Source organism: Pseudoalteromonas sp. SR43-5 (assembly GCF_014163835.1).
GTDB lineage: Bacteria > Pseudomonadota > Gammaproteobacteria > Enterobacterales > Alteromonadaceae > Pseudoalteromonas > Pseudoalteromonas distincta.
In genome coordinates, this window is record NZ_JACJEA010000017.1 from 73595 (window position 1) to 86267 (window position 12673).

The following is a 12673-nucleotide window of genomic DNA, read 5'->3' on the forward strand; positions in this document are numbered from 1 at the left end:
TCATATATGACGTAGTTAAACTGCTATTCCATTCGAATCATATCAACCGCTACATCAAGCAATTGACTACCGCCACCAAATACCACTCCTTTTAAAGGAGTTACGTCAGAAAAGTCTCGCCCTACGGCTAGAGTAATATGCTGATCGCGTGGTAAAACATTATTTGTTGGATCAAAATCAACCCAGCCAAAGTTTGGCACAAATACCGCAAACCATGCATGAGTTGCATCTGCACCTTCTAGCTTTTCTTCGCCTTCTGGCGGCATGGTTTCTATGTACCCACTTACGTATCGACCTGCTAACCCTACGCTACGTAAGCATGCAAGCGCAAAGTGTGCAAAGTCTTGGCAAACGCCCCTTTTTTGTGCAAAAACAGTGCTCAAAGGCGTACTAATTGTTGTAAAACCAGGATCATAATGAAATTCATGAAAAATCCGTGCCATTAAATCTTTGCATGCAGAAATTATATTTTTGTGTGCATCAAACGAAATTAATGCGTATTCCTTAATTCCTTTATCTATTGGAATAAGTTGTGAAGGTAGTACAAATTCAGACGTTTTTAATAATTCTGCCGTATTTGGTTTAACCAATAAATCACGTACTTTTCGCCAAGTAATATCAACACTCTCTAAATTGCTATTAGCGCCGACTAACAGTTCTACCTCGCTGATCATCGTTACTTTAAGTTTTTTATGCTGTATTGCTATTTCAAACGCTGTTACCTGATTATTAAAATAATCAGTAAATGTTTGTAAGTAAGTCGGAGTAGGTTCAATTTCTATACGACTACTGTGGCATATTTGCCCGCGATTCGTTTTTGGCGTTAATCGCGCTTGGTTTTGACACAAACTAACAAAGTCTGAATAGTTGTATGTAGTCGAGTGCTTTATTTTATATTTCACGATTGAGCTTGCTCAATATTAGTCCAGTTCAATTTATTTGCCGTTTGGGTATGAGAAAAATACTGTAGTAATAATACATCACAAAATGTATCTAAGTTCATACGCGTATTATGGTTAAATTCGATTAACTGGTTACGTTGTCTATTTTCACTTTTTTGTAGGTAATCTTTCTCAGTTACATAACAACTTGTTTTAGATAGTAAAATTGCTTTTTCGTGTGCCGCAATTACACCTTGTCTGCGTTTTGTGGGTAAATGCTTACACAACTTATTAATTTCCTCTAACTGAAATAATAAAGAACGTGGGTATTCAGCATCTAAAAGTAATAGCTCAAGTCCTGTACCAATGGTTTGATACATTCTGTATCGGCGCTTATGCGTAACTAAACTAACTTGGCAACTTAGTACTGCTTCAAGTAAGCCAAGCTCTTCGGGCTCGTCTAACTCTTTGGTTAATAAAGCCGCACTTAATGATGTTATTTGTAAGCTACGCTCTACTCTTCTGCCCATTTCGAGTAAAAACCAGCCATTACTATTTGGCATACAATCTGTAATCGAGCCATTAAAAGCCATAATTGAGCCTATAACTCTATCTAGGCTGCTTTGCATTGCACGCGTTGGAATATTAATATTTACATTTTTAAATACTTTAATTTGCTCATTAATATCATCAATTATTCGGCGGCTATCATGAGATAGTAATTCTTGAATTTGCACCGACGCATTTGCAATGTACTTTAATGTATTAATAATACTGCCAGCGCATTGCTCGTCTGCAAGGAGTTGAAAGGCGGTTTCTTTAGACAGATTTACATCAATGCCATCTAGTTTTAAATCAGGTTCTATATAGGGATAAACAATATATTGCGACCTAATGGCATTAGAAAGCCGTGCAACTATACTTTTTCGTATTGAATCTGGGTAAACAGAAAATTCGGTGTACTTGTCTATAAAAATACGCAATATACGTATGGTGTTTTCGCAGCGTTCTAAGTATCGGCCCAACCAAAAAAGGTGCTCAGCCGTACGGCTCGAAATAACCCCTTCGAGTAGCGTTACATCCATTCTTTTTCTAATTGGTACCGGTGGATTATGCTCGCCTAAATCAACTCTATCGGCTGTATTTATCCATGTATCTTTGATCCAACCAGATACTCTTGGGTTGTTACTTTTTTCGTTCGAAAAACACAGTGCTGAAGGAAGTACTTCTACGCCATTTTCAGTGGTTAATGCATAACACCTAAACACCACTGGCTTGGAGATTAATTGCCCGTCATGCCAAAATGGTGCACTGCTAAAAGAAGGTTTTTCTTGGAAAAAGTAATTATCGGGTTCTTTGCTAATAAGTAGCTTTATTTCTTGCTCGTCTAACACTCCATCTAACTTGAGTGTAGGGTCTATAGCAGATAGTAGTTCGAGGTTATTCCAATCAACGGCTTGCGCTTCTTTTACACTTAAATAATTTGGCTCACCTAATAACAGCGGTTGTTTTAAAATTTGCTGCGATAACTTTTCTAAGTTGCACTTTATTGAAGGTGACGAGAGCACACCGCTACCAAACGGGTTTAAAACCTTAACCGACCCTTGTCGTACCGATTGTAATAAGCCCGGAATACCATGAAGTGAATATTCAGTTTGCTCTAAAGAGTCAATACAACGATCAGAAACCCAGCGTAAAATGACATTAATTTTACCCAAGCCTTGTAACGATTTTAAACAAACGTCACCACCACGTACGGTTAAGTCGGCGCTTTGTACTAATGTGTAGCCAAAGTAGGTAGATAGGAATGCATGCTCGTTGTAGTTAGGGTCATCAATTCCTTGGGTGAGAATTACAATGCGTGGGTCATCCATATAGTGGGTATATTCATTAATACCCTCTTGGAATAGGTTTAAAAACTCTTTAATTTGCTGAACATTACATTCTGCAAATTCTTCAGCCATTACACGCCTTGCAATAATACGGCTTTTAATTAATAGCCCTAAGCCCAGCGGGCACTGACAATGATCGCTTAATACTTTAAATTCGCCTGTTGGCGTGCGGTAAACATCTAATGCTGTAAAAAAAAGTGTTAATTCGTTACTAGGTAAACTAAAACCTTCGCGTAAGTAATTAGGGTCTTGAAAAAGCTGCTTTGCAGGAATATGACCATCGACTAATAATGTTTGGTCACCGTAAATATCTTGCTGAATTTTATTTAATAAAAGGGTTCTTTGTTTTATTCCCTCTTCGAGCAATGCCCAATCGGCTTTAGATAACATAAATGGCAATGGGTCGAAGTGCCACTGCTTATTGCTTTCATTTTTAATATTGCCATTTTGTAGCAATTGGCTAATTTCTGTAGCGCGGCTACTAACATCATCTGCTGTTAGACTAGCTAAACGCTTAAATAAAGTATCCCAATGGTCTGGGTTAAAACCACTGTGGTTTGCTAGTTCATCATGTCCATGTGATTTATCAAGGTATAAAGACAACCACTCAGGCAATTCCGGCATCGCGTTATTGTTAATATACAAGCTGAAAGCGCTCCAATTTATAGTAAATAGCCGTGTTCATAATGATGCTTTAAAAATATTTAGTCATTCCACTTTAAATAATTTCAAAGTGGAATGACACAACTATCAATTATTATTTAAAGTTAGGCTGCCTGCGTAAATCCAAGGTATTTGGATAATCAGGATTACTACTTTCTTCATCAGGCACTACGTATTCACTTGCGCTTTGCGCCGACTGAAAACTATGCGTAACCGCCGATGGGCTCCAGCTTGGTTCTGCTGATGCAAGTAACGATGGTGTATGCCCATGCTCCCAAAATCTTGCAACCCTGCGCCCTTCGGCTTCAAATGCATTAACCGGTAGCGTTTCAGGATTACGACCCCCAGCATGGCTCACATGATATACAAAGCCTCCAACGGAACGACCTTCCCACGTATCGATTAAATCAAAAACTAATGGTGCATGTACGCCAATAGTTGGGTGAAGCGCTGTAGGTGGCTGCCAAGCTCTGTATCGTATACCCGCGACCATTTCATCTTTTGCTTTACCTTTAACCAGTTTAAGCGGCACTCTTCGACCATTACAAGTTACAACATAGCGGTCGCTCATTGTTCCTTGTACTTTTATCTGTACTCTTTCTAATGACGAATCTACATAGCGCGCCGTACCCGACGCACTCGCCTCTTCGCCCAGTACATGCCATGGCTCGATTGCGGTTCTAAGCTCAAGTGTAACGTTATCAAGTTCTCGCGTACCACACACCGGAAATCTAAATTCAAAAAATGGATTTAACCAACTTAACTGAAATTGAAAACCTGCCTGTTGTAAATCGCGGCTTACTTCAGCTAAATCGTTTTCTACATATTGTGGTAATAAAAACTTATCGTGTAACTCAGTACCCCAACGTATTAATGGCTTGTGGTAAGGTTTTTTCCAAAACCAAGCAAGTAAAGTACGTAACAGTAGCATTTGCACTAAACTCATTTGTGAATGTGGAGGCATTTCAAAGCCTCTAAATTCTACAATCCCTAAACGACCTGTGGCTGAGTCGGGTGAATAGAGCTTATCAATACAAAATTCTGCTCTGTGTGTATTACCCGTTAAATCCACCAATAAATTACGCAGTAACCTATCAACTAACCAAGGCTCAGGCACCTCACCTTCGGGCATATGCGAAAAGGCAATTTCTAGCTCGTATAAAACTTCATCACGGGCTTCATCCACTCGCGGTGCTTGGCTTGTAGGACCAATAAAAAGCCCCGAAAACAAATACGACAAACCAGGATGATGCTGCCAATAGGTAATAAAGCTTCTTAAAATATCGGGTCTGCGTAAAAATGGGCTTTGCTCAGGTGTTTCGCCACCAAGCGTTACGTGGTTACCACCACCAGTACCAGTATGGCGACCATCTGCCATAAACTTATCGGTACCTAATCGGCATTCTTTTGCTAAACCGTATAACGTTGTGGTTCGACTGACTAATTGATCCCACGATGTTGAAGGATGAATATTTACTTCAATAACACCTGGATCTGGCGTTACAGCGTATTTTTCTACGCGGCTATCTTTAGGTGGGCTATAGCCTTCAATAACAAGCGGCATTTTAAGTTCTTTAGCCACACTCTCTATACTACTTATTAAACCCATGTAATGTTCAAAATGACTTGTTGGTGGCATAAATATATATAAACGCCCCTCTCTCACTTCCATTACAAGCGCAGTTTTAACCATTTCTTTACCAATAAAGCCCTTTTTAAGCTTTTTAGCTTTGGTAAAATTTTCTGGAATATCAAACGGGTCGCGGTCAATAATATTGCCGCTCCACTCAAGGCTGTCTAAAGGTAGACGATAACCAAGTGGTGATTCACCCGGTAATAAAAAACAATGACCCCGTTTAAACTCCCACGTACACGACTGCCAGCAGTTTTTGCTATCGTTCCATTTTAAAGGTAGAACATAGCCAACAGGCTTTTCTATGCCTTTATCCATTTTAGCTAAAAAGCCTTTTCGGCTCATTGCATGGAGAAGTTCTGGTTGATCTGGCTTTATTTCGGTAGGTAATGAGGCTTCTTGCCACATGTGATATAAAATATCTTCATAAGCCGTAGTAAGTGCCTTGGTTTCAAGACCAAGTGAGTCACACAGTTTATCAGCAAACTTTTTAGTATCGGTATGATCAAATTTATAATCTTTATTAGGATCGGCTAATAGTGCAGCATCTTGCCATAAAGGCTCACCATCTTTGCGCCAATAACATGCGTATTGCCAACGTGGTAATGGCTCACCCGGATACCATTTACCTTGTCCGTAATGAGTAAAGCCACCTTTTGTGTATACTTTATTCATTTCTACAAATAAATTTTGAGCTAATATTCTTTTTTCTTTACCATCGGCATCAGTATTCCACTGAGGATGTTCCATATCGTCAATAGAAATAAACGTAGGTTCGCCGCCCATGGTTAAATGTATATTTTCTTCATTATAAACATTGTCAACGTGCTGACCTAAACGGTTAATTGCCGCCCACTGCGCCTCAGAATACGGCTTAGTAACACGTGGGTCTTCGTGTACACGCGTTACTTTATTATAAAAGCTAAACTCAGATTTACAGTCATCTATACCGCCGGTTACCGGCGCTGCCGAGCTTGGCTCTGGCGTACACGCCAATGGAATATGACCTTCACCAGCAAATAAACCCGAGGTAGGATCAAGCCCTATCCAACCTGCACCCGGAATATACACCTCGGTCCATGCATGCAAATCGGTAAAATCTTCTTCTGGACCGCTTGGGCCATCTAGTGATTTTTGATCTGAGGTTAGCTGTACTAGGTAACCCGATACAAATCGAGATGCCAACCCTAAATGACGAAACAATTGTACTAATAACCAAGCAGAATCACGACACGAACCTGTTTTTTTACTTATTGTTTCGTTTGCCGTTTGCACACCGGGTTCTAAACGAATGCCATAACCTACTAATTCATAAATAGCTTGATTAACAGCCACTAAAAAATCAACGCTTCTAAGCGGCTCTTTAGGGTTTAAAGATTCAATTAATTCTTTAAATTTTGGACTGGCTTTGCGTTTTTTTAAATAAGGAGAGAGTTCTGACTTTGAAATAGCATCGTAAACAAACGGGAAGTTTTCGGCGTAATCTTCTAAAAAGAAATCAAAAGGATTAATAACCGTTAGTTCGGCGACCAAATCAACTGTAAAACTAAATTCGGTAGTTGGCTTGTTAAACACCACCCTCGCTTGGTAATTACCAAAAGGGTCTTGTTGCCAATTTATATAATGATCTTCTGGAACTATTTTTAAAGAATAACTTTTAATTTTTGTACGGCTATGTGGCGCTGGACGTAATCGGAATATATGCGGCCCCATATTAACTGACCGGTCGTATTTATACTGAGTATGGTGCGAAATCCCAACTGTAATTGTCATCTATTAATTCCCCTTTAATAATGTATGGCCACAATATAACGCTGAAAATATTATTTGGACTAATTCACTTGTGCAATTTTTATACCAAAAGACTTGCTTAAGTAGTACTGTTCATCCACTCGCAGCTCTTGCACAAAGCAACGTTATGCATAAAGGTTTTGACCTAATTAATAGGAAAAACACACCTATTCAATAAATAGTAAACTTAGTGTAATTTAAACCATCAATTTTAGATTTTTAATGGTGCAGAAAATGCACCAAAATAGTGCTTTAAAATAACTTACAATTAAATCCTGTTAATTTAAAATATTGAAATAAAACAAATATATTTAGATTTTTTAAAATACTCACTGCGTTATTTATACCGCTAAACTGATATAATTAAAAGGATTTATTTAGAGTTTAAAAATCATTAAAAATAATCATTAAATAGTAAGAAATAGTTCACAATAAAGCTGCTGTTAAAGTAAGTAACGGTGCTATACTAGATCGATTTTTAACCGCTTACGTTACAGTAAAACTAACAATCTCGATGACATAAAACAAGCAACTTTTAATACATAGATGCTTACTTTAAAGATTAGTTTTGCAGTGGTGTGTTTTAATTTCAAACAAAACAGAACACGTCCAATTTGAAAAACCAGCACACCTCACTAACCTGTTAATTTTTCATTATCATCAAAGCTAAAGGTAATGCAGCACTAGGGCGTGTTGTTCTTTGGTGGTTGAATTTGCAGCAGTGTGTTTGGTATTTAAGCAAGGCAGAGTCTATGATGTGTGGTTGTTCCCCATACATACGCGATAACGCAGCATAAATGCCAAACATGCGCTGCCCCTGGGTTCTTTCTAGGGACGATTGACTCTTTGTTGCTCGGTTTTTACTTAGCCCACTAGGTTACAAACCTCGCGCCGCGATTAAATCGCCCCTAGATTGAACAAATTTCAATCCCAAAAATCTACACGCCCTAGCGTATTTAAGATTTTTTAAATCAACCCAATCTACCTAATAGGATATTTTCTTATGCAAAAGCTAACAGATGTCGGTGAAAACTTAGTTAATGGTATAGCATCTCGTTATAACCTCAGTCACGATGCAGTAATTCACATGTTAGTTAGCGTTAATAACGGCGGTTGCTCAATGGCACAGTTTAATTGCCAAGAACTTGGTGGTTCTGGTCAATGGATGCGTGGCGGAATGACAATGGTTGGCGACATGTTTAACAACGGTTTAAAATCAACCGTTGATAACTTGTGCAACGAACTTGCTAATATATTGAGCAATAACCAAATATTTCCGGTTATTCCTGTAGGATCGCCTGGCAGCAATCAGTGGTGGCCAGGTAATCTAGGCAGCCCATTTAGCAGTGGTGCGCAAAATAATATTCGCTACGCTATATTCCCTAATCGCTTAGCCGTTGAATTAAATGGACAAGTGAGCGTATACGACACGTTAGATCATAATATTGGTGGTGTAAGCCAACAGCAAGGCAATAATACCTCTCTTACATTTAACAGTCAGTGGGGGACAATTAATGTAAATACCCTGCCATTAATTTCAGGGCAAACGCCAACGTCTCCAGAACCACAAAAAGATTTTACGCAGCAAGTAACGCAGCCGAATTTTGCATCGTCAACACCAAACCAAGTTGAAGCACCGGCTAATAATACTGTGGGGCAATACTCGGTAGACGAAACACTTCAAATTATTGAAAAGTTAGCACAACTTCGCGACTCTAATGCGTTGAGTGATGATGAATTTAATATTAAAAAGTCTGAACTTTTAAAAAGGATTTAACCACTATCCTCCAGTAGCATAGCGCTAAGTAAAAGTGGTTTATACGGTCTCTTTTTTATTCGGTAACATATGAAAACATTTAAATGTAATTGCACAGATCAACTTATTTTATTTTTTGAAAGCAGCCATTGTTTGGCTTGCGGCAGAACCGTGGGTATTGATGATGAGTTCGACCAAGTTGAACCCTATGAAATTGATGAGCAATCGGGGTTATTTTACAAAGCAGAAGCGCCTGAAGTTTTTTATAAAAAATGTGATAACAACGCTCAGTATCACGTATGCAATGGTATGGTTAATTTAGACACATTTATACCTGTTGCCGATAAAGACGAAGTGCTGTGTTTTTCGTGCCGCTTTAATGAAACGGTGCCTGATTTAAGTATTGTTGAACATATTCCATTATGGAAAAAAATGGAGACAGCAAAACGTCGCGCTTTGTATACATTAAAATCATTATCACTCCCTTTAAATACCACGATTCAAGAACCTGAAAGCGGATTAAGCTTCGATTTTATAGCAGACCGTAACGTAAGCGATCACTTTGTAAGCCCTATTATAGGTCAAGACGTTGTATTTACAGGACACGATTGCGGGCATATCACTATAAACCTAGCTGAAGCAGACGACGTAGCACGCTCTCAAGCTAAAATAGCAATGGGCGAGCGTTACCGTACTTTACTTGGCCATTTTCGCCATGAACTCGGTCATTATTATTTTGATCAACTAATCGCAAATTCATCAAAAAAACATGCTTTATGTAAGCAATATTTTGGTGATGACGAATTAGATTACCAGCAAGCGCTCGATACTCATTACAAGCAAGGCGCGCCAGCTAACTGGCATGAAACCTTTATTAGTGAATACGCTACTATGCACCCTTATGAAGACTGGGCAGAAACATGGGCGCATTACATGCATATTATCGATACTTTAGAAACAGCCAAAAACTTTTCAATTACAGGCTCAACAACCGGTAATGAGTTTGAATTAGATGAAGCAGACGAGCTTAGATTGCCACAAAGTGCTTATTACTTTAATTCACAAACATCGATTGATGCTATTTTAGATACTTGGATGGAATTTTCGATCATTCTAAATTCACTAAATCGCAGCATGGGACTTGCCGATGCCTACCCATTTGTACTTACTCAAGCGGTGCGAACTAAGTTATCTTTCATCCATCATGCTATCCATAACAGGCTCAATTTAATGCCTGATTTGAGTATAGGAAAAGTGTAACAAAATAAGCTCAGTCCAAAAAACATTTTAATAAAGAGCCATTTATTCTTGCTATGACTTTTCATGCATAGGTAGGTGGCTTTTTTATGATGAGAAAAAAGACGTAAAAATAGTATATCCCCTACTTTCTCGCTGAAGCTTTGTTAGTTTGTCACAGCGAGGTTATTCTTAAGTCGGCTTATGATTTTTTCTTGGTAAATACTAACTGTAGAAAACTTTTGTATTGAAACAAATAAGTCAGTTAGTTTTTCGTTTGATATATCAGAGATATTAATCCCTTTATATATAATAGGTGCATTATTTTGTCTGGTTAGATTATTCGACAGTAAAATATTCAATTTTACTGTGCGTGCTAACTCTTCTTGATATAGAAAAAATTCTCTTAAATGTGTGCTAACAATATTGGCTGATTTTGATCTGTCTATCATTAAAATTTCGTCAATTAGTCGATTTAACCTGCTGCGAGACTCTATTGCTTCGTCGAGAATATCTAACCAATTAAGTTCGCTATTTGATAGTAAAGCTAAAAAATATACCGTACGTGCTTTATTGTAATTAATAAAACCAGGCCACATAACATCTTCGCTAGATACTTTAAGTGCTTTATCAAACTGCTCAGCGGCAGATTTAAGATACATACTTACTTCTTCAAGTATTGATGGCTCTATGGTATTAATATTTTTTTGAGCCAGCTCTAAACCATCAATCGACAAAATATCTACAGAGTTCATATTTAGCGACTCTCGTAATAAATGCATGCCTTTTTTGTTGTAATACAAACCTAGGTAATTATGGTAAATGGTTTTTGTAACTGGATTACGAAGAATTGGACCTCTCACATGAAGTAAGTCTGCATGAATATTAAAATTATCATCAGCCACAAAACTTTGGTAAGACACAACAGCTTTAAATAGCTTTATCGTTTCCGTTATTTGAATTGAATTACCTTTACTCACCGAGTGCAATATTTCACAGCGCCTATCAACTTCTGACAAAATTGTATCCATACGCTTTTTATAAAGTACTTTGTTAGTTTCTGATGCATTAAAAACAGCTGGAAATAATACAATTAGGTCAATTATATACTGAAGGGTATCGGCAAAAAGAACGGCGGTTTCTGACTCTTTTTTTAGTTTATGCTCAATAGAGTCAAAAATTTCTTTCTCTAGTGTATTTTCATTTTGGGACTTAAACTGATTAATTAACTCTGGAAGTGAGGTTACGTAATTTTCATTATCTAAAATGTTACCTTCCATTTTGCTAATATTATTTACACTATCAATTGATGTATATGTTCTAACAGTAATAAATAAAGCTAATACGGCTATACAAAAGCTTACTGTTGATATGGTAAAGCTCAGTAAATCTTTACCTTCTTTTAAATCATATACCCATACAGCAAGAAAAGCTGAAAGTAGAACAAGTAATAATATTGTAAAATATAACATTTTTGATGTGCGCATATGTCTTCCAGACTTGGGTCGAGCTAACAATCTAATATTGCTGATTTATAACACGAAAAACGCAGACTTCACACGCAAACTGAGAGCTATATAACCTCTGTAGAGCACAAGTAATGAAATATCTGCATCACTTTTCCCACTTATCCAGCGCTTGTTTGTCACTTTGTTTAAACTCAACCCAATTTGATGAGTCTTTAAAGTGCTCTTTTTTCCAAAACGTGGCGTGGTTTTTTAAGTAATCCATAATAAATTGTGCGCCTTCGAACGCGGCTTGGCGATGGCGGGACGTTACGCCTACAAATACAATTTGCTCGCCAAGTGCTAAGTAACCAACGCGGTGAATAATAGATATTCGCGCCAGTTGCCAGCGAGTTTGTGCTTGCTCTGCAATAGATTGAAGGAGTTGCTCGGTCATACCAGGGTAGTGTTCAAGCTCAAGTGCAATAACGTTATCGCCACTGCTGAACTCTCTTACCAAACCTGTGAAGGTGACAACAGCGCCATCGCTTTTATTATTACTACAAAGCGTATTGTGCTCGTCACCTACATTAAAATCATCGGTTTGTACTTGAATATGTATGCTCATTAGCCACCTGTAACCGGCGGGAAAAAGGCAAGCTCATCCCCTGCTTTCACTATTTCGTCGCTTGATGACATAGTTTGGTTAAGCGCTGCAAGTAGCTCACGCTCTTCCAGCCACGGTTGCCAGTGCGGGTATTGACTCACTAATTTTAATTTAAGCTCTGAAATAGTAAGCGGCTGCGTAATCTCAAGACTTAATTTACTGCACTTTAACCGCTCTTTTAGTTGCCCAAAAAACAATAACTCTACTTTCCCGGCGCTAGATATTGCATCGTTTGGATTAATCGCGTTGCCAACTACCATTTTTGCCCCCTGCTTTTTGAGTAACGCGCATGCCGCTAATTTCCATTAGTGGGTCGGCTGCTTTACACATATCAAACAAAGTAAGGCTAGCCACAGATACCGCTGTTAACGCTTCCATTTCAACCCCCGTTTTACCTGCAAGTTTGCAGTAGCTGGTTATTTTAATTTGGCTGTTTGCTTCATCAAGTTCAAAATCAACAGCGACTTTACTAAGTGCAAGCGGATGACAAAGCGGAATTAAATCAGCGCATTTTTTAGCGCCTTGAATACCTGCAATGCGTGCCACGCCTAACACATCACCCTTTTTGTTTTGATTAAGCATTACTTGTTCAAAGGCAAGCTTGCTCATGCTAATAAATGCTTCAGCTGAGGCATCGCGCAAGGTTACGTCTTTGAGCGATACATCAACCATATTCGCTTGGCCGTTTTCGTCAACGTGACTCAACATA

9 protein-coding genes are annotated in these 12673 nt (G+C 38.3%); 2 read left to right on the forward strand and 7 right to left on the reverse strand.

Annotated features, from left to right (window positions below; translation table 11 throughout):
* Nucleotides 1–23: 23 nt before the first annotated feature.
* The 3 genes from H5090_RS11750 to H5090_RS11760 form a co-directional block, all read right to left on the reverse strand.
* Nucleotides 24–902: a transglutaminase family protein gene (locus H5090_RS11750; RefSeq protein ID WP_182695782.1), complete on the reverse strand. Its 879-nt coding sequence runs from the start codon at nt 900–902 to the stop codon at nt 24–26.
* A complete protein-coding gene (locus tag H5090_RS11755) occupies nt 899–3418 on the reverse strand; it encodes a circularly permuted type 2 ATP-grasp protein (protein WP_182695783.1) in 2520 nt (839 codons plus the stop codon). Before H5090_RS11755 ends, H5090_RS11750 begins: the two co-directional genes overlap by 4 nt.
* Before the next feature lie 112 nt (nt 3419–3530).
* Nucleotides 3531–6842 (reverse strand): DUF2126 domain-containing protein, encoded by a 3312-nt coding sequence (locus H5090_RS11760; protein ID WP_182695784.1) that lies wholly within the window; start codon nt 6840–6842, stop codon nt 3531–3533.
* Nucleotides 6843–7863: 1021 nt separating this feature from the next.
* Here H5090_RS11760 and H5090_RS11765 point away from each other — a divergent pair.
* Both H5090_RS11765 and H5090_RS11770 read left to right on the forward strand, forming a co-directional pair.
* Nucleotides 7864–8637, forward strand: coding sequence for an SHOCT domain-containing protein (locus H5090_RS11765; RefSeq protein WP_182695785.1), 774 nt, complete (start codon nt 7864–7866; stop codon nt 8635–8637).
* Nucleotides 8638–8706: 69 nt separating this feature from the next.
* Entirely contained in the window at nt 8707–9876 is a 1170-nt protein-coding gene (locus H5090_RS11770; protein ID WP_182695786.1) for a putative zinc-binding metallopeptidase, read from the forward strand.
* Between the two features lie 143 nt (nt 9877–10019).
* Here the strand turns inward: H5090_RS11770 and H5090_RS11775 are convergent, their stop codons facing one another.
* The 4 genes from H5090_RS11775 to moaC form a co-directional block, all read right to left on the reverse strand.
* Nucleotides 10020–11339 carry a hypothetical protein gene (locus H5090_RS11775; RefSeq protein WP_182695787.1) on the reverse strand — a complete coding sequence of 440 codons (1320 nt, stop codon included), beginning with the start codon at nt 11337–11339 and terminating at the stop codon, nt 10020–10022.
* Between the two features lie 127 nt (nt 11340–11466).
* Nucleotides 11467–11925: a molybdopterin synthase catalytic subunit MoaE gene (gene moaE, locus H5090_RS11780; protein WP_182695788.1), complete on the reverse strand. Its 459-nt coding sequence runs from the start codon at nt 11923–11925 to the stop codon at nt 11467–11469.
* Nucleotides 11925–12224 carry a MoaD/ThiS family protein gene (locus H5090_RS11785; RefSeq protein ID WP_182695789.1) on the reverse strand — a complete coding sequence of 100 codons (300 nt, stop codon included), beginning with the start codon at nt 12222–12224 and terminating at the stop codon, nt 11925–11927. The genes moaE and H5090_RS11785 overlap by 1 nt, the downstream gene beginning before the upstream one ends.
* Nucleotides 12202–12672 carry a cyclic pyranopterin monophosphate synthase MoaC gene (gene moaC / locus H5090_RS11790; protein WP_007375236.1) on the reverse strand — a complete coding sequence of 157 codons (471 nt, stop codon included), beginning with the start codon at nt 12670–12672 and terminating at the stop codon, nt 12202–12204. The genes H5090_RS11785 and moaC overlap by 23 nt, the downstream gene beginning before the upstream one ends.
* Nucleotide 12673: the final 1 nt, after the last annotated feature.